15 protein-coding genes are annotated in these 17948 nt (G+C 43.8%); 9 read left to right on the top strand and 6 right to left on the bottom strand.

Annotation, left to right across the window (positions count from 1 at the left end):
• The first annotated feature begins 174 nt into the window (after positions 1-174).
• On the top strand, positions 175-1572 hold the full coding sequence (locus T426_RS23475) for an FG-GAP repeat domain-containing protein (protein WP_025864649.1): 1398 nt from the start codon (positions 175-177) through the stop codon (positions 1570-1572).
• Between the two features lie 2 nt (positions 1573-1574).
• On the opposite strand, the gene T426_RS0111230 is transcribed toward T426_RS23475, so the two are convergent.
• Both T426_RS0111230 and T426_RS23470 read right to left on the bottom strand, forming a co-directional pair.
• Positions 1575-3377 (bottom strand): tetratricopeptide repeat protein, encoded by a 1803-nt coding sequence (locus T426_RS0111230; RefSeq protein ID WP_169737683.1) that lies wholly within the window; start codon positions 3375-3377, stop codon positions 1575-1577.
• Between the two features lie 132 nt (positions 3378-3509).
• Positions 3510-4016: a GNAT family N-acetyltransferase gene (locus T426_RS23470; protein ID WP_025864652.1), complete on the bottom strand. Its 507-nt coding sequence runs from the start codon at positions 4014-4016 to the stop codon at positions 3510-3512.
• 223 nt (positions 4017-4239) lie between these two features.
• On the opposite strand from T426_RS23470, the gene T426_RS0111220 reads away from it, so the two are divergent.
• Positions 4240-5157 carry a C1 family peptidase gene (locus T426_RS0111220; RefSeq protein ID WP_025864653.1) on the top strand — a complete coding sequence of 306 codons (918 nt, stop codon included), beginning with the start codon at positions 4240-4242 and terminating at the stop codon, positions 5155-5157.
• A 43-nt stretch (positions 5158-5200) separates the two neighbouring features.
• Here the strand turns inward: T426_RS0111220 and T426_RS0111215 are convergent, their stop codons facing one another.
• Positions 5201-6706 carry a nitrilase-related carbon-nitrogen hydrolase gene (locus T426_RS0111215; RefSeq protein WP_027585710.1) on the bottom strand — a complete coding sequence of 502 codons (1506 nt, stop codon included), beginning with the start codon at positions 6704-6706 and terminating at the stop codon, positions 5201-5203.
• 284 nt (positions 6707-6990) lie between these two features.
• Here T426_RS0111215 and T426_RS0111210 point away from each other — a divergent pair, with 284 nt between their 5' ends.
• Both T426_RS0111210 and T426_RS0111205 read left to right on the top strand, forming a co-directional pair.
• Positions 6991-7323 carry a hypothetical protein gene (locus tag T426_RS0111210; protein ID WP_025864655.1) on the top strand — a complete coding sequence of 111 codons (333 nt, stop codon included), beginning with the start codon at positions 6991-6993 and terminating at the stop codon, positions 7321-7323.
• 90 nt (positions 7324-7413) lie between these two features.
• Positions 7414-8868 (top strand): TrkH family potassium uptake protein, encoded by a 1455-nt coding sequence (locus tag T426_RS0111205; RefSeq protein ID WP_025864656.1) that lies wholly within the window; start codon positions 7414-7416, stop codon positions 8866-8868.
• Positions 8869-8885: 17 nt separating this feature from the next.
• Here the strand turns inward: T426_RS0111205 and T426_RS0111200 are convergent, their stop codons facing one another.
• Positions 8886-9530 (bottom strand): oxidoreductase, encoded by a 645-nt coding sequence (locus T426_RS0111200; RefSeq protein ID WP_027585708.1) that lies wholly within the window; start codon positions 9528-9530, stop codon positions 8886-8888.
• Positions 9531-9715: 185 nt separating this feature from the next.
• Here T426_RS0111200 and T426_RS0111195 point away from each other — a divergent pair, with 185 nt between their 5' ends.
• On the top strand, positions 9716-10870 hold the full coding sequence (locus tag T426_RS0111195; RefSeq protein ID WP_169737682.1) for a DUF819 family protein: 1155 nt from the start codon (positions 9716-9718) through the stop codon (positions 10868-10870).
• Positions 10871-10888: 18 nt separating this feature from the next.
• Here the strand turns inward: T426_RS0111195 and T426_RS0111190 are convergent, their stop codons facing one another.
• A complete protein-coding gene (locus tag T426_RS0111190) occupies positions 10889-11095 on the bottom strand; it encodes a hypothetical protein (RefSeq protein WP_027585706.1) in 207 nt (68 codons plus the stop codon).
• 339 nt (positions 11096-11434) lie between these two features.
• On the opposite strand from T426_RS0111190, the gene T426_RS0111180 reads away from it, so the two are divergent.
• From T426_RS0111180 to T426_RS0111170, 3 genes are all read left to right on the top strand, one after another.
• Complete coding sequence (locus tag T426_RS0111180; protein ID WP_025864659.1) at positions 11435-12208, top strand: class I SAM-dependent methyltransferase; 774 nt, start codon at positions 11435-11437, stop codon at positions 12206-12208.
• Positions 12209-12382: 174 nt separating this feature from the next.
• Positions 12383-14344, top strand: a complete 1962-nt coding sequence (locus T426_RS0111175) for a tetratricopeptide repeat-containing sensor histidine kinase (protein WP_025864660.1) — start codon at positions 12383-12385, stop codon at positions 14342-14344.
• 345 nt (positions 14345-14689) lie between these two features.
• Positions 14690-15076, top strand: coding sequence for a cupin domain-containing protein (locus tag T426_RS0111170; RefSeq protein WP_027585705.1), 387 nt, complete (start codon positions 14690-14692; stop codon positions 15074-15076).
• Positions 15077-15352: 276 nt separating this feature from the next.
• Here T426_RS0111170 and rlmF read toward each other — a convergent pair whose 3' ends face one another.
• Positions 15353-16330, bottom strand: a complete 978-nt coding sequence (rlmF, locus tag T426_RS0111165) for a 23S rRNA (adenine(1618)-N(6))-methyltransferase RlmF (RefSeq protein WP_025864661.1) — start codon at positions 16328-16330, stop codon at positions 15353-15355.
• A 336-nt stretch (positions 16331-16666) separates the two neighbouring features.
• Between rlmF and T426_RS0111155 the strand changes: the two genes are divergently transcribed.
• Positions 16667-17938 carry a cation:proton antiporter gene (locus tag T426_RS0111155; protein ID WP_027585704.1) on the top strand — a complete coding sequence of 424 codons (1272 nt, stop codon included), beginning with the start codon at positions 16667-16669 and terminating at the stop codon, positions 17936-17938.
• Positions 17939-17948 lie beyond the last annotated feature (10 nt).

Raw genomic sequence — 17948 nt, 5'->3', positions numbered from 1 at the left:
GGTTCAGCTTGCGGACTAAATTAGAAAAATTAGAGTAGACTGCTAAAGCTCCGACTTGTCATTTACTGCGTAGAGCCTTATATGTAAAGAGTCTACATATCATATATATTTGCTTCTCCGTTCGAACGATATTTGTTTTTTCTTTAGTTTTAGCCTACCAAACTTAACCGTCATATGAAAAAAAATACCAACGGGACTAAGAAGTCCGGACGTGGAATAAAAACGCTAATTCCCGTCGTCATTATTCTTTTTGTGTTTATTGGAATTCCGTTGTTGCTGATTCAATATCAGGCTAGTCGTACCGGGATGACCTGGGGACAAGTTGTCGAGCGGGTAATGAATCGTTCCGGTTCGGGAGAGAACATCGCCGAGGTAATGCCGGATAGCAAAAAAGGAGAACAAATTGATTTTCTGAATCCGGTGTTAATCGGGCAGTCATTTGAAGAGCCACCTTTGATTTCTCATGTTCAGGCGGTTGATTTGGACAAAGACGGATTGCTGGATGTGATTGTTTGCGACAGCAAAGGAAACTTCATTTCGTGGATACGACAGGATTCTTTAGGTGTTTTCACCGAAAAGATACTGGCTGACGAATTGATTGCTCCAGCTCATGTGCAGGCGTACGATTTTGATAATGACGGAGATTTGGATTTATTGGTGGCCGTCATGGGCATGCTATTCCCAAACAACGATAAAATTGGTTCGGTAGTTGTGCTCGAGAATGATGGAAATTTCAACTTTACCAAGCATGTAATTGTCGATAAAATTGCCCGGGTAACGGATGTGCGTGGCGGCGATTTGGATGGTGACGGAGATAACGATTTGGCGGTTGCGCAATTTGGGTACGACGATGGCGAAACCCGTTGGATTGAGAACCTCGGCAACTGGAAATTCAAGAGTCATATTTTGCAGAACCTTTCGGGTCCCATCAATGTGGAAGTGGTGGACATTGATAAGGATGGCGACAATGATTTGATTTCGCTGGTAAGCCAGGAGTGGGAGGAGATTTACTGCTTTGTGAATGACGGAAAAGGAAACTTCCAGCCAAAACTATTGTATGGTTCCAGTAACCAGGATTTTGGTTCCAGCGGTATCTATATGGCTGATGTTGATCAGGACGGTGATGACGATATTTTGTACACCAATGGTGATGCGTTTGACTATATTCCGCCGCAAGGCAGACCATGGCACGGAGTACAATGGTTGGAGAATAAAGGTGACCTGAAATTCCAGTTTCACCGCATCTGTAACTTTACAGGAGCTTACAACGCCCGCCCAACCGATATTGATGGCGATGGTGACCTCGATTTATTTGTAGTGAGTGCGTTCAATCTTTGGGAACGTCCCGATGCATTAAGTTTTATCTGGCTCGAGAATACCGGGAATATGCAGTTTGTAAAACACAGCATTGCCAAAATACCGACGCATTTGCTTTCACTCGAACTGGGTGATTTCAATAACGATGGTTTGATGGACATGGTGACCGGAGCCATGCACGCTTATCCGCCTTACACACATATGTCGCGTGTTGCGCTTTGGATGAATAACGGCAAAATGATGAAAAAGAACTAATGCTACATATGAGCCTGCAGGGAACTATTGATTTTCAGCAGGTCGTTCATGTATTCTTCCGGAAGGTTTTGGTTATTCGCCAAATTCAACACAACCACCATATATTTTTTTGCGGTGGTGTAGTCTTGCTGCATGGCACAGGCGAGTACCAGGCTTCTTCCGGCAGAAAGCATCGTTCCCGGTAATGCAGTAGAGTGAAAGAAAGCCCTTTCGGACAATTCTCTGCCCAGATTCACATTTCGCAGGCTTTGATTTTCACAGGTCACTAGCAATGTTCCGGTGCGCTCCAAAACATAAGGGGCGTTTGGATGGATTTTCATAGCTTCGCCTAGCCGGCTTAGCGCTTGTTTCCACATTTTCTGACCGAACAGCATTTCAATCAGGTTCTTTACATTGGTCATATCTTCCGGCTCTTTTTGAAAGGCTGCCTCATAATGCTTGATTGCTTGCGCCGGGCGGTCCAAATATTCTGACATTAGGCCCTCCATCCGCTGCGTTTGTGCCGACAATGGAGCTATCATCTTCAGTGTGTTTAAATACCTCTGAGCCTGCTGTATTTCACCAAACATGAGTAACAGGTTGATACCGCTGGCCAGTTGGTCCGGTTGTCCGTTTTTCAATAGTTGCTGAGTCAAATCACGTGCTTCTTCTTTTTGTCCCGATTGCCATTGGCTAATGGCTAACCGCGATTGCAATTTCACATCATTGGGCTTTAATTTCACTGCTTGCGCATAATAACGGGCGGCAGGAGCATACAAGCGTTTATCGAAAAAGAGGTTGGCTACTTCCTGAATTTCGGTGAACTGGTTCTGGTAAGCGACCAAATGTTTATCGACCAATTCAATAGCCTTTTGTCCTTGATCCATTTTTAGATGGATCTTTAGCGCCTTGGAAATCAGGTATTGATTCTCGGGCAGGTAGGTCATCGCGTGCTTGACCAGATTATTAGTCCATTCAATGTTTGCTGACTTTTCCGCCTCATCAATCTGTTTTAGCAGGTACATTTCCGACCGGGAAAGCATAGCCAGTTTGTCGGCAATGGTGTCCACCGGAGCGGCGTAGGGAACCAAATCGTTTGCCCGGATAATGTAATATTTGCTCCATGCCGAATCACCTTTGGCATTATACAGGTTGCCAATCAACCGGTAAGCCGGTCCAAAAGAACGTTGGTCGCTGATGATTTCATTCAGAATAGCTTCCGCTTTATCGAGCTGTTTCGTGCTCAGGTAAATCCGGGCCAGTTGGTACCGTGCGTAAGTATTTAATGGAAAGAAATCCATTCTGTTCGATATTTCGGACTCTGCAGAAGATGTGAAGTTTGTGTAAACAAGTTTCTTGTATGAAACTTCGGCCTGCTCGTTATAGTTCAGGTTTTGAAATGCTTCGCCTGCATAATACCATGCGTAGTAAATGTTTGGGTTAATGGCGATTACTTTCCGGAAGTTATCGATGGCGGATTTGGAATCTCCCATTTCTTTGTCCAGGTAACCGAGATAATAGGGCCATCGCCAGTTTTTTGGGTCTCTTTTCATTGCCAGCCGATAGCATTGCGCTGCTCTTTCGTAAAAAGCGCTGGAGTGGTACACCATTCCCAGTTTGCCGATATTTTCGGCAGTCGGTTTTCGTGAAGCTGTTTCAGCAGCTGTAGTAATCTGCTCTTTTAATGCTTCATTTGATGATGTTATCCTGGGAATTTCCGGTAGTTGCGTGGCATAACCGGAATTGGAGATCGTGCGGATAACAAAGAAAACAATGGCAATGAGTGTTATCCCGCCAAGGGAATAGAATATAAGGCTACGTTTCATTTTCATAAGTTCGGTTACTGCCTTAAAATTATCAAAATTCGCGCTTGAGCCCCCTTGAATGATTTTAAATTGATGAATTCCTGATGGATAGGAAATATGTGGGAATCAATTAGGGATTAGCGATTTTTGCCGCTACCGCGAAATCGCGTATTCGAGGAATTCCCGGCCATTCGGGGTAAATCCATTTTTGACTTTTTTCATGCCACACTTTTCTGAAACTCTTATTGAAGATAGATTCGCTGCATACATTCGGGCAATCAGCCGTTTCGTTTTCAGGTTACCAAATGCATAATCGATTAGTCCCTGGCAGATTTCCGTTCCAAAGCCTTGTTGCCAGAATACTGAATCGATAATATACCCCAGCTCTAGTACAGATAAATTATCGAAAGAATTAAATAAGCCGGCTTCACCGATAAATTGGTTGGTCGCTTTCAATTCCACGGAGAATATGCCGTAGCCATCCTTTACGGTTTGGTTGAATTTCCGGTATTTCGCAATAAGCTGTTCTTTCGACCAGTGATAGTTACCATCAGAAACATACAGCATGTTTTCCTTCCGGTTATAGATGCGAAGAAGCTTGTCGAAGTCACTTTCTTCTACATCCCGGATGTTCAATCGGGCAGTCTTTAGTCGCAACATTGGTTAACTTTTGTAGGCAATAAAAGTATAAAGTAAATGATAATAAGCGTAGTTTATTTTGTATCGCATTGATATCATGTGGCATAAGTTGTACATTTACTATTTATCCCACCGTTATTTCTATTCTCTCAACCTGCCATTGGTTTGCTGACTCGTAACAGTTTGTCAGAAGCAGAATTAATCCACCATTATTTTATTAACCAGAATAGAGGAGGAACGAAAAATGTATGCAACGTACAAACAAGTGAAATTAGCTGAAAACAACCAGTTAGTTGGAACCGGGTGGTTGCCGCCGCTGCCCGACCTGCGTGATTATACCGAGAAGAAGCCGGAAATTGCTGATATGGCAAAAAAACTAAAATTGCCCAAAGGGAAAGAGTTGAAAGCGCTTCCCGAAAAAATAGATTTACGGGAATGGTGTTCGCCGGTCGAGAATCAGAAAAATCTCGGAGCCTGTACAGCCCATGCGGCAGCCGGTGTAATTGAATATTTTGAAAAGAAGGCAAGCAACAAATATATAGATGCATCGAGGCTGTTTATCTACAAAACCACGCGGAACCTGATGCAGGTGACCGGTGATACCGGTGCCTGGTTGCGAAATACGATGGGAGCGTTGGTGCTTTGCGGTGTCCCGGATGAGAAGTTTTGGCCTTATACCGATTCCAATCCTGATTTTGACAACGAACCGGGCAGTTTTATTTACGCCATTGCCGATAATTACGAGGCCTTGAAATACTTCTGCCACGATCCGCAGGGAGCGAATGTGGCAGGCGGTGATGTGCTACTCAGCGTGAAGAAATACCTGGCAGTCGGCATTCCGTCGATGTTTGGTTTCTGGGGATTTCCCTCGTTTGACTCGTGTGACGTAGTTGGCGGAATTCCCTTTCCGTGTCCGGGAGAACAGGCACAATGGGGACATGCCATCGTGGCTATTGGTTGCGACGACAGCAAGAAACTGAAAAACACCAGGTGCAATAAAACGACAACAGGTGCTTTCCTTATCAGGAATTCATGGGGAACAACCTGGGGCGAACAAGGCTATGGCTGGATGCCCTATGAATATGTGAACAACAAATTGGCGACCGATTTTTGGTCGTTGTTGAGTATGGCATGGATAGACACTGGTCAATTCGGTATTTAATTCATTAGCAAATCAGAAAAAATGGTCAAGGTGCATTTAATGATTATATCTTGGTTTTCTTTCTTCTTTTACTCACGGTAGTGCCCAGTATAAAAAACAAATAGAGGACTGATAGAAAAACCAGTAAGTCACCCACGACAGGGGAGATGGTCGTAGCTGATTTTATGGGTAAGTCAGCATACATAATTTTCGAATCGGTTGTCAGTGTGTTCATCTGTGCCAACACTCTTCCCTGGTAATCGAATGCAGCAGAGAGTCCTTGCCCGTTTGGGCGTAACAAAGAAAAACCGTTTTGAATGGCTTCAAAGCTGGCCATTTCAGCGTGTAACGGAGTTATACCCGGCCAATCGAAGGATGGAACCAGCATAATATCGACATTTTGCTTTCCAGCCTGGCGAATGAAACGGGGAAATTCCATGTCGTAACAAATCACGTTGCCTAACCGGCCGTATTGGGTAATAACCGTAGGTATCCGAAAATTACCTGGATTAATGATCGGAGCTTCGGCTGTTGGATGTAATGCCGATTTCAGGTATTCCCAACCAACCTGTCCATCCGGTTGAATGAGCACACTTTTGTTATTGAATGGTTTCGCCGATGACGGGGAGCTTTGTTCCAGAAAGGCAGTTAAAATATAAACTTTCCTGGCAAGTGCTATGGATTTTACCTGGCTCAGGAGACTTTCTACCTGATGTCTGTTGAGTATCAGTGAAATTTCATTCCATGCTATAATTTTTGCTCCGGCATTAGTTGCCTGTCGTGTCCGGTCCAACATGTTTTCTATATGTTGGTTATTGGAAAAAATCCGGTCAGGAATATCGAAATTTCCTTGTTTTTTATACTGCTGAAATGTTTCGGATTCATCCTTCATCACTTTTTGTATATCAGTATCACCTGTGATGGCAGCGACCTTTACCGTTTCAGCCTGTGGTGAAAAGAAGGAAAGTCTGATGTCACCAAACAAAAAGACGAGTAGAAATACGATAGCATAAATCCACATGCCTCTTCGAATGACCACTTGATGCTCGCGGTTCTCGAACACCCAATTGATAACAGCACCAAACCATGAAACCAAGAAAGTTAGGCCGAAGAGTCCGGTGACTGATATGATTTGCATGAAAGGCAGAAGATTATATTGCGTATGTGCAACGGAACCCCAGGTTCCTAAAATCAATGCTACCAGGTATTCGATAGCGACAAATGCTGCCGGGAAGATAAGCGTGGTATAAAAACCTCTTTGTTTTCGGTACAGTAGTCGGTCAATCAGGTAGGGAACCGTATAGCCGACTCCAAAAAACAGGCCGTTGGCAATGTGTTCCGACAGCATTCCATTCATGACAAAACAGGTGCGCGAAATACTTCCGGCTACGACGGATGACAAAAAGAAGAGAAGAAAGCCCCAGACTTTCGTACTTCTGATAAAGGCAAGTAGAAACAGTGGTGTAAGCCAGGCTGCAATGGCCATATGCCAGTTCAGGCCAAAACCAATCATCCCGGTAAATCCTGCCAACAAAAGCAGAAAATCTTTTGTTAATGAATTTGATTTCATTCAGGCTGTTAATGATTTGGAATGTAAGTTAATGATTTTGTCTCTGACATGAAATATTTGAAAGTGTTGAGTAAACGGTACAGACATTTCAGCGAGCAATAACGTTTTGTCTAAAGCAGAGCTTTTTTATGTATTCAGATTTCGGTGGAATTTCCAGAAGTATTTTGATGAACGAGAATCTTAAATCAATGTTTAGTTAATCTTATCTTACCGGTCTCTGATTTAGATTCAGTTGTTGTGTGGCTTTGAATAGGAAGGAAATATTCTATTTTTGCGCCGTTAAAATGAAAAGAAAGGTCATTCGACATAGTATTGTTCTGGTCGTGTTTGCCTGTATGATACAGGTGATGGGAAAAATATATGTTGGGTTTTCGAATCAATATCCCGGGAAAAGTGAACCAGCAAAATCAACGATGGTTTGGGCTTTGTTTTCTGATGCAACGAGCAGTCCGGCCGAAAGTACTCCGGATACCGAAAGCGGACTGTCAGCTTTGCTTCTGTTGGAAAATGAATATTTGTTGGTAGCTGACTATCATATTTTCTTCTCCTCTTTTTCTGGTCTTGTTCGGGGACATATACCTTTGGACGTAACCGATTCATCGCCTCCTACGTGTTGAAAAGAGGATAGTAAGCTTTTTCATTTCAATTTTGTTTTAACCTGAGTAGGTTGCTTTTAATGGCATAGGCAACACATCGCAAGCATTTGAATGAAGGACATAAATTTTAAACTGGTTACCAATACGTTGGGCATTGCTTTGATATTCGAAAGCTTATTTATGCTCATCGATGTACCCATCTCTCTTTTATATGGTGGAACTGATGCCCATGCCATTGGTTTGTCGTTTCTGATTACCTTGGTATCAGGAGGTGCCATGGTGCTCTTAACCCAGCGCAACCTGATGAAAGAACCTGGTTTAAGAGACAGCTTCCTGGTGGTGGTACTGGTTTGGATTTTTATATCGCTGTTTGGAACTTTGCCGTACCTGCTCAGTCATTCCATTCCACGTTTTGTCGATGCATTCTTTGAAACGGTGTCCGGATTTACGACCACAGGTTCGTCTATTCTTGTCGATATTGAATCGCTTCCACGAGGTATTTTATTCTGGCGTGCCGAAACACACTGGATTGGCGGAATGGGTATTATTGTGCTGGTGATTGCCATTATGCCCTATTTCAGAGTAGGAGGACAACACCTGATGATTGCCGAAGGTTCCTTCTTTGGTGTCGATAAAATCAAGCCCCGCTTCATCGATGTGGCCAAGCGTTTGTGGTTTATTTACCTGGTGCTGACTGTCGCAGAAACTATTTTGTTGATGGCGGGTGGAATGGACTGGTTCGATTCGGTTTGCCATTCGTTTGCTACGGTGGCCACTGGTGGTTTTTCTACCAAGAATACCAGTGCGATGCAGTTTTCACCTTATACTCAATATGTTCTCATCGTTTTCATGGCCCTTTCGGGGATGAACTTTTCATTGCATTATTTCTTCGTACATAAACGGTGGAAAGCCGTATTCAAAAACGAGGAATTCCGGGTATATTGGGGAATTCTGATCCTGGTTTCCCTCTTTTTGGCGAATGAGGTTCGTCATTTCTATCACGGCGACCTGGAGGAAGCTTTCCGGCAATCGCTTTTTCAGGTGGTTTCCATTATCACCGCTACGGGATTTTCATCGGCTGATTACAGCCAGTGGCCACCCATGGCCATCCTGGTCATCTTTTTCATCATGTTTATCGGCGCAAGTGTTGGGTCTACCGGTGGAGGAATCAAGATTGCTCGTCACCTTATCATGTTAAAAAATGCCCGTCGAATTTTCCATCGGATGATCAGTCGTCATTCGGTAGTACAGGTGCGCTATAATAAGCAGGTGGTGAGTGAACGGGTCATTCTGAGTATTTACTCCTTTGTCTTCATCTATTTCCTGACTTTCCTGATTGGTTCCATTATCATGATGGGTACCGGCCTCGATTACAAATCGGCATTCAGTAGCGTGATTACCACGCTGGGCGGAATCGGTCCGGGCTTGGGGAAAGTAGGACCAGCTAATAACTTTTCCGGGATAACCGATTTCGGAAAATATTACCTTTCGTTCAATATGATCCTTGGCCGTCTGGAGATACTGTCAGTGCTGGCCATTTTTACACCCTCGTTCTACAAAACCTGATTTTTCCCGGCAGGAGATTATTCTATATCCTCGATTTCTTTCGATTCCAGTATGTGCAATCCCGGTGTTGCAGTCAATGCCATGTGATACATGCTTCCGGCCACTTTTTCGGCTGCAACGGCCCGGTATTTCTTTGGGATGAACGGTCGTAGAATCCTCATGAATACCGCGCTGACTTCTTCGGCAAAACGTTTTTCATTTCGTTCACCCAAAAGGAGAGAAGGACGAACAATAACGGTGGTTTCAATTCCGAGCTTACTGACAGCTTTTTCCATCTTTCCCTTGATGCGGTTGTAGTAAAACATCGATTTGGGCTCGGCACCCATGGCACTGACGACCAGGAATCGGTGTGCCCCCAGCTCTTTGGCCCGACGGGCCAGCGTCACCACGTATTCCAAATCAACTTTACGGAAGGCATCCTTGTTACCTGCTTTTTTCATGGTCGTGCCCAGCGCGCAATAAACGTCGTCGATACGTTCTTCCAACGAGAAGTCTTGTAGCTGGTCAAAATCAATCAGATGCTCAATGATTTTTTCATTGGTATTTCCAGTCAGATGACGGACCAATAGGTGTATCCGACTGTATTCCGGTGAACCGGAAAGATAATAGACTAGTTCTTTACCTACCAGGCCGGTAGCTCCGGCAATTATCGCTGTTCTCATGATATGGTTGAACGTTAACTTTTTCCTGAAAAAGAATTCAATAGCGGAAAATGCTACAAGTGCTTTCCTTCAACAGGGAACTTCTACAGAGGTTCACTGCTGGTCGCAAGATGACGGTGAAAATAGGCGAAATGCGGATAATATTCTATTTTTACGGCCACTTTGCTGTACATAAACTTAAGCTTATGCTGCTCCTGAAACAAATCCTGTTGGTTATCTTTTATTTATTTTCTCCGTTGCTGGTTCTGCACCTGAATCACCGATACAAGTTTGTGAATAAGCTGGGGGCGGTAGTGGTGGCTTACCTGATTGGATTGTTGTTGGGTAACCTGCCAATTTTGCCCGAAGGGAGCCATGGCATTCAGGATGCGCTTACAGCCATTGTGATTCCATTGGCCATTCCGCTGATGCTTTTTTCGGCCAATCTGCGCGATGCAGCGCATCTGGCCAGGCGTACTATGGTTGCAATGCTCATCGGGATTTTTAGCGTTACTGTGATTGTGGTCATTGGGTATTTAACTTTACGGGGGCAGGAAAAAGATTTGTGGAAGATTGCTGGCCTGCTGATTGGCGTGTATACCGGCGGCACGCCTAACCTCGCATCATTGAAGTTTATGCTGGGTGTCGACGATACGCATTACCTCATTACGCATACGAGCGATATGATCATTTCCGGAGCCTATTTCTTCTTTCTGATTTCGATAGGGCAGCGGGTTTTTAATTGGGTATTACCGGCTACACCAAAAGTAGCTGCTATCGATGATGATTTCAACGATTTGGATGGAACCGACCCTTATTGGGGCATGCTGAAGCACGACAAATACATCCCGTTGTTGAAGGCGTTTGCGTTGGCAGTCGTCATTTTCGCATTAGCTGGAGGCGCTTCCTTTCTGTTTCCCGAAAGCTACCAGGTTCCGGTAGTGATGTTGTTGATAACCACGCTGGGACTGGGCGCTTCGTTTGTGCCGGCATTCAACCGCATCGAGAAATCGTTTGAATTGGGAATGTACCTGGTGCTGGTGTTCTCCGTGGTGGTGGCATCCATGGTAAGTATTCCCGATTTGATTAACGGTGCACCGACGTTGTTCTACTACGTCACGATGGTGATTTTCGGGTCACTCATTCTGCAGGTCATCCTGTCGCGCATCTTCAAAATCGATACGGACACGGTGATTATTACCAGTACGGCATTGATTTGCAGCCCACCCTTCGTGCCGGTAGTCGCCGGAGCGCTCCATAATCGTCGCATAGTAGTTCCCGGCCTTACCGTTGGAATTATTGGCTATGCGATTGGCAACTACCTGGGCTTTGTGATTGCCGAGTTGTTGAAGAACTGGTAAGAATATGCTCAATTAACCTCATTTGCCTGCTCTCAACGGATGTTCCCCTTTGACGGCACATCGTGTCAGGTAAATTGCGCCACTGATGATTAACACAACAGAGAGTCCGACCAGAAATCCCCGCAGGAAATCATTCAGATTTTCACTGAATATTCTGCTAAACAGGAGTTGAAGGGTTCCAACTCCAAATGTCAGGAAGAGTAAGATGCGTATCGGCTTTTTCATTAGTTCGTTTTTGATTATTTATTTCTATTCGATTAGACTGGCAACTGATGAATCGTTACATTTTTTTTCGAAAAAGGTGAAACGAATTTCATTGGGCTGATAACCAGTAGCTGGAAAATCCCTACCTTTATTCCGTCTAAAAACGTTGGATGTTTAAATTGAAAATGGATTTGGTGAAGTAAATAATCCTAGGTGTTCTGCCCAGGGTTATCCCTTAAGAAACTCAGGCAGTCCTGCCGGAGTTATTTTCATGTCCGTATAGTAAATCATTTTCTGATCCACTGTAAGTGAGTATTGTGCTCTTGTGCGGAGGTTTCAGGTATCTAAAATTTAAACATTATGAGTAACGAAAATAAATCCATTCACGAATTCGATTTGAATTTAATCTGCGAATATTTTGCCACCGTTGAACGACAAGGACCCGGCAGTCCTGAAATAACCGCAAAGGCTTTGAGCTTTGTTGATAACCTGACGAACGAGTCCCGTATTGTCGACATTGGTTGCGGAACAGGCGGCCAGACGATGGTGCTGGCGCAGCATGCTCCGGGACAAATTACCGGTGTCGACCTGTTTCCAAGGTTTGTGAACCAGTTCAATGAAAATGCCCGTAAGCTGAATCTTCAAAATCGGATAAAAGGTATCGTTGGTTCCATGGATGATCTTCCTTTTCAGGAAGAAGAACTGGACTTGATATGGTCGGAAGGCGCAATCTACAACATCGGCTTCGAACGGGGTCTGAAAGAATGGCGGAAATTCCTAAAAACTGGTGGCTATATCGCTGTTTCCGAGGCTTCGTGGTTTACTGACGAACGTCCTGCTGAGATCGACACGTTTTGGCAGGATGCATATCCTGAGATCGACACGATTCCCCGTAAGGTGGCTCAAATGCAACACGCCGGCTACATTCCGGTAGCAACTTTTATCCTCCCGGAAAACTGCTGGACAGAACATTTCTATAAGCCGCAGGTGGCTGCACAGGAAGCTTTTCTGAAGAAAAATGCCGGCGATACAATGGCAGAGGAGTTCATTGCCAATCAACGGCATGAGACTAGGTTATATGGCAAGTACAAAGCGTATTACGGCTATGTTTTCTATATAGGGAAAAAGCTGTAATTCTATGATTGAGAGGGATTATTTCTGATTTTTCAGAATAATCCCTCGTTTAAATAATTCCTGTTTGGGGTCAGGTTTCCTGTTGAAAGACGTCTGTATGACAATATTGGAAAGGAAAAACCGTTTATTTCAACACGTTTAATTTTTATCTTTGGTGCAAACTGGGAGCATTCTATGAGCAGGAAACTGTTGTATATCACTATATATCTTCTGTTGTTTTCGGGTAGTTCACCACTCTTCGGACAAAATAGTCCTTCCGGTGAATTGAAGCAACTCGATCGCCTTTCCAAACGGGAGCAGGTGAAGGAACTTTCAAGGTTGTGTTGGCAAAACCGGGAGAGGCAAACTGACAAAGCGATTAAGTATGGCTTGCAAGGTATTAAGATTGCCAAAGCGGAAGGCTACGACAAAGAGCTGGCCACGCTGTACAATTACGTCGGCGTCCTGTATCAGCATTACAAGTATGAAATTCAAAAAGGGATATCGTATTACGACCTGGGGCTGCCCCTTAGTTTGCAGGTGAAGGATTCGGTGGAAATAGCTTATGTGTACAACAATCTGGGCGACGCATTTTATAAGATTGGAAATATTCCGCTGGCATTTGAGTATGCCAAAAAATCGATGGCCATATTCGAGCGTTTGCATAATGCGCCCGGTATCGCGTATAGCTACATCAACATGGGGGAGCTGAGCCGTATCAACGAAAAATACGGTACGGCGCTCGATTACTTCCGGAAGGCAATTGCCCTTCGACAAACTTTTAACGATTCCACCGGGATTGCCTCAGCCAACCTCGAGATTGCCCGGACCTTGTTCCTGAAGGGACAAACAGATTCGGCCATGCATTATTTCAGACGGTCGCTGGAAAAGCACAAACAGATTAATAACAAGAACTACATGGCTTATTCCATGCAGGGAATGGGCGATGTTTTTTTGCGAAAAGCTCAATATGATTCAGCCTATGTGTATTTCAAAGGCGCATTGAAATTGTGCAGGGAAAGAAAGAATCCGACTGGCGAAATCGACAGTCAGTTGGGAATGGCGAAAGTGTTGGCGAATACAGGAAAAGAGAAAGAAGGGGAACAAATGCTGGATGAAGCTCTGAGCAATGCCCGGAAATCGAAACTTACGCCGATTATTCTGAAGGTTTACAAAACCAAGGGCGAATTCTATCACCAGCTAAAAGAGTTCCGTAAGTCTTCCGGGAACTACCAGAATTATGTGGCTACTTACGATTCGTTGTTCTCGGTTTTGCAGTATCAAACCTTGTCCGAAGTTAAGGACCGGTTTCAGATGGCGGAGCAGTTAAATCGTGTTCATCAGGATTTAAAAGCAAAACAGAAGGACCAGATTTATGGCATAATAATCATTGTATTGCTACTGGTGTTGTCGGTTGTTCTCGTTCTGCGGCACCGGACGGTTTCCCGTTTGAGCGCCGAGCTGTTGCAGTCGAACCGGTCGAAAGATAAAATTCTCTCCATTATTTCACATGATTTGGTCAGTTCATTTAACGTCTTGCTTGGAACCAGCGAGCTGTTGATGGAGGATTTGGAAGAAGAAGATTTGAAAAGAGCCAAAAGCAACGGCCGTTTGATTCAGAAAACCTCGGAAGAAACCTATCGCTTCATTTCCAATTTGCTAACCTGGGCCCGCTCGCAGCAACATACGATTCGATTGTACAAAGAAGAATTTGATTTGACCCGGTTGCTGACTGAGGTGGAATCGATGTTCGATAATCAGGCCCGGATGAAAGAGATTCAATTCCACGTTAACGCTGGGGCTGAATTGATGGTGGATGCTGATAGGAACTTGCTTCAGATCGTGTTGGTCAATTTGCTGAATAATGCCCTGAAGTTCACCCGACGAGGTGGAACCATCGAGTTGTCCGTTGAGAAAGAAGATGGTCAGGTGAAAATTTCGGTGAAAGACAATGGCATCGGTATTTCGCCCGAGCGGATGGCGCAGCTATTTAAGAACCAAACCATCGATAGTCTGCCGGGAACCAGTAACGAAAAGGGGACTGGACTGGGATTGTTCCTGTGCAGGGAGTTCGTGGAAATGCATGGCGGCGAAATTCATGTAAGCAGTGTAGAAGGAGAGGGCTCGGAGTTCTGGTTTACGCTGCCGGTAAGTTGAGTTTGCCCTGAATGAAATGGAATCCCGGGAAGTCTGATTCTCTTTCAATATTTCAGGTGGTGGAGATGAATAGTTGTGCCTGTCAGGAAAACATCCGAACGGACATTGTACGTTGATTGATTTCCTGCTATCATCGAAGTCGTTTTTATATATTGTTAGATAGTATTGTGGGCTATCATGTCTTTGTAGATATGATTTTTTGAAGTAGTATCTTGCCGAAAATGAACATTCAGTGTTTTGTAATGTTTGGTATATTAGTTGATTAATCCATTGTTGACTGAAATGGATGCAGCAATATCTTCCCCAAATGGATAATTTCATCCAAACGAAAAAGGAGAAATAATTATGAAAATTGCAAAAGACGACATTGAAGTCAAAATGGAGATTCCCGGAGCAATTATTCGTCAGAGAACTGACTTTGGCGATGCAAGCGGATTAGGAAAGATTAGCGGCGAGTACTTCAGTCTCTCTGCAGGAGTCGATACAACTCCCTTGTTTATGGGACTTGAAGGGAATTTGTGTCAGTGCCCTCACTGGGGATATGTTTTGAAAGGTCAACTTACGACCACTGATGCGCATGGCGTTGAGGAGACGGTCAGCGCAAAAGACCTTTTTTACTGGCCGTCGGGACATAACGTAAAGGTCAATGCCGATGCAGAGATCGTCATGTTCAGTCCACAAAACCAGCATACCCATGTCATCAATCACATGATCGAAAAGGTGAAAGGGTAACTACAATGCCTAGTGACAATGACAGCACTCTTCCCAATGCGGAACAGGTGTGCAACGATAAAATTGATTAGGAGTTCTATTTTAGTTCTCCTAATTTTTTTACTTCTGAGCTTATATCAATATTTTTTGTTGGGGTATAATTATCTGTTACAGATAAATCAGAGGTACATATTTCTTATTAGTTGCCTGCCCGGCTGTGAGATTGATATTCACATCAATGAAGGGCAGGTGAACCTTCCGAAACCTGAATATAAACAGTTATTAAGAACAAAATTATCATTGTTCTAAATCTTGTTTTCTCCATCTGGTTTGAGCCCAATCTCTTCGTTCTCCCTTCGACAGAAATGTCCAGGCCACAATCCGCGTCGATTTGTTTCCTGTTCCCATGGGAATGGTTTTAATCTGGCTTGCTTCAAACTTTTCGAGTGCCTTATATATTCCCTTGAGATTGGATTGTTTTGATACCAACGTTGAAAACCAATAGCAGTTTTTTCCGAATTCTTTGCTCTCGCGAATCATCGTATGAATAAACTGATATTCTCCACCATCACATATGAGTTCATTGCTAATTCCGGCAAAATTAAGTGTCGGGTCTTTGACTTTTTTTCCCGATAGGTTCTTAATCTTTCTTCGCGTTCCTTTTTGCGCATCTTCAGATGAAGAATGAAAAGGCGGATTACATATCGATAAATCAATTTTATCTTCTTTGCCAACGATTCCGTGAAAAATGGCCGCAGGATTTACTTGCAGTTTGCACTCTATTTTTCCGTTAAGCGTTGGATTTGCACGGACAATATTCGTTGCCGACTCAAGTGATTTGGGCTCGATATCCGATCCAATAAAGTTCCAGTCATATTCCGTAACGCCAATTATCGGGTAAATACAATTGGCCCCAACGCCAATATCAAGACAAGTAATTTTACGGCCTTTGGGAATGGTGCCAAAATTGTTTTCGCCCAGTAAATCGGCCATATGATGAAGGTAATCGGCTCTTCCAGGTATGGGCGGACATAAGTTTTCATCGGGGAAATCCCAGTTCTTTATTCCGTAATAGTGGTTGAGTAACGATTGGTTGAGGATTTTTACCGCAACAGGATTTGAAAAATCGATGGAATCCTCTCCCAGTTTATTGGGCTTTATATGGTTTGCCAGTTCTGGATTCGAAGTGACTAATGCGCGTATATCGTATCTTTCCCGGTTTCTGTTTCGGGAATGCAATCTGGGTTCCTTTTTCCGATTTTCTTTTGATGACATGTTTTTCTTTTATAAATCGTTCAAAGATACGCTGAATTTGATGTATATCGATCGAATGCTGTTCAACGGGCAGTGGAGTTCAACGAAAGGCAAATCGACAAAGTCAAATCATTATTTTCTGAAGTGATTAACGGTGATTTTCCGTTGCCGAAAATCAGGATGCTCAATGTCTGCTGTGCTTAAAAACATTTTTATCGAAAATCGCCATCTTATTTAGAAACAATCTACCAGCTTTTTTATATTTGTACCCTGATTTTTTGAGTTGAAAATTGTTATAGTGAATACCGGAATCGGATGATTCTATAATTGTATATAACCAGATTAAAGAACCATAAAATGTCGCATACAGATCTTATTGACTTAACCATTATTTCCGTCATGACGCTCGGATTTTTTGCGTTTTTGCTGAGTGAAAAAGTGCATATTTCCTCTATTCCGATACTGATTGTTCTGGGTTTCTTATTTGGACCTGTTTTTGGATTGATTCCGAATGACCAGGGGCACACCATTTTTAACTATGCCCGTGTGCTGGGACTGGTCCTCATCTTGTATACTGAAGGACATAATCTGAAGTGGTCCATGATTAAAAAGCACATTGCGACCATCGGGATAATGGCTACTGTCGGAATGATTTTAACGGCCGCAGTCAGTGGTTTCCTGTTTTCTTATCTGTTCAATCTTCCCTTTGGAGCCGGAATGCTTTTCGGAACCGTTGTGGCTGCGACCGACCCGGCTACGTTGATTCCCCTGTTCAAGCAGAACAAGGTGGATGAGAACATCAAAACCGTTATTGTCACCGAATCTATTTTCAACGATCCGCTGGCGATTGTGTTGAGTACCCTGGCCATTGCCATGGTGGCTCCCCATGCCGACCAGGCGCATCTCATCGAAAATATCGCACAGTACACATCCATTTATCCGGCCGGAGTGATTTACTTCCTCTATGTGATTGTTTCATCCCTGGCGCTGGGACTGGGAATGGGGGTGCTTGGTTACTGGACCATCCGTTGGTTGAAACCGGGACTGTTTCCTCAGATATTTGGTATCTCCATCGCATTCGGAGGGTTCCTGGTCGGTGAAGCTGCTCAGTCATCGGGATACCTGGTGGCCACCATCATCGGGATTGTCTTCGGAAATCACGCCATCCTGTTTAAGAAATGGAATGAGCACGAAGGATTCAATAAATTTGTTGATGAGGAGATGCACTTTAACGAAATTATCTCTGATTTGGCCAGTGTGTTCATCTTTATTTTGTTCGGTGCCACTGTTAATATTTCCGTTCTCAACGAAACCTTATTGAAAGGTGCTATCATTGCTTTAGGGGTTGTTTTTATTGCCCGTCCCATTGCTGCGTTAGCCATCGTGCCGTTGAAAAAATGGAACTGGAAAGAATATTTGTTTATTTCACTGGAAGGGCCAAGAGGAGTGGTTCCGGCAGCTTTGGCGGCTATTCCCCTCAATATCGGGTTTATGAGTCATGACCAGACCCTGATTTACTGGGGTGAAATAATTCTCTCGGCCACCATTATGACCGTATTGATTTCCGTATTGCTCGAAACACTCTGGGTAAAACCTCTTTCGAAAAAATTGTTAGGCGGTAAAAAATAACCGGGGTATC

The sequence above is a fragment of the Prolixibacter bellariivorans ATCC BAA-1284 genome, assembly GCF_000621705.1.
Taxonomy (GTDB): Bacteria; Bacteroidota; Bacteroidia; order Bacteroidales; family Prolixibacteraceae; genus Prolixibacter; species Prolixibacter bellariivorans.
The sequence above is the reverse complement of the archived record's forward strand: the minus strand, read 5'-3'. Positions and strand labels throughout refer to the sequence as shown.

Excerpts from the sequence above, each read along its gene's own strand:
- T426_RS23475 (WP_025864649.1), top strand. The coding sequence starts at position 175 with ATGAAAAAAAATACCAACGGGACTAAGAAGTCCGGACGTGGAATAAAA.
- T426_RS0111230 (WP_169737683.1), bottom strand. The coding sequence starts at position 3,377 with ATGAAACGTAGCCTTATATTCTATTCCCTTGGCGGGATAACACTCATT.
- T426_RS23470 (WP_025864652.1), bottom strand. The coding sequence starts at position 4,016 with ATGTTGCGACTAAAGACTGCCCGATTGAACATCCGGGATGTAGAAGAA.
- T426_RS0111220 (WP_025864653.1), top strand. The coding sequence starts at position 4,240 with ATGTATGCAACGTACAAACAAGTGAAATTAGCTGAAAACAACCAGTTA.
- T426_RS0111215 (WP_027585710.1), bottom strand. The coding sequence starts at position 6,706 with ATGAAATCAAATTCATTAACAAAAGATTTTCTGCTTTTGTTGGCAGGA.
- T426_RS0111210 (WP_025864655.1), top strand. The coding sequence starts at position 6,991 with ATGAAAAGAAAGGTCATTCGACATAGTATTGTTCTGGTCGTGTTTGCC.
- T426_RS0111205 (WP_025864656.1), top strand. The coding sequence starts at position 7,414 with ATGAAGGACATAAATTTTAAACTGGTTACCAATACGTTGGGCATTGCT.
- T426_RS0111200 (WP_027585708.1), bottom strand. The coding sequence starts at position 9,530 with ATGAGAACAGCGATAATTGCCGGAGCTACCGGCCTGGTAGGTAAAGAA.
- T426_RS0111195 (WP_169737682.1), top strand. The coding sequence starts at position 9,716 with ATGCTGCTCCTGAAACAAATCCTGTTGGTTATCTTTTATTTATTTTCT.
- T426_RS0111190 (WP_027585706.1), bottom strand. The coding sequence starts at position 11,095 with ATGAAAAAGCCGATACGCATCTTACTCTTCCTGACATTTGGAGTTGGA.
- T426_RS0111180 (WP_025864659.1), top strand. The coding sequence starts at position 11,435 with ATGAGTAACGAAAATAAATCCATTCACGAATTCGATTTGAATTTAATC.
- T426_RS0111175 (WP_025864660.1), top strand. The coding sequence starts at position 12,383 with ATGAGCAGGAAACTGTTGTATATCACTATATATCTTCTGTTGTTTTCG.
- T426_RS0111170 (WP_027585705.1), top strand. The coding sequence starts at position 14,690 with ATGAAAATTGCAAAAGACGACATTGAAGTCAAAATGGAGATTCCCGGA.
- rlmF (WP_025864661.1), bottom strand. The coding sequence starts at position 16,330 with ATGTCATCAAAAGAAAATCGGAAAAAGGAACCCAGATTGCATTCCCGA.
- T426_RS0111155 (WP_027585704.1), top strand. The coding sequence starts at position 16,667 with ATGTCGCATACAGATCTTATTGACTTAACCATTATTTCCGTCATGACG.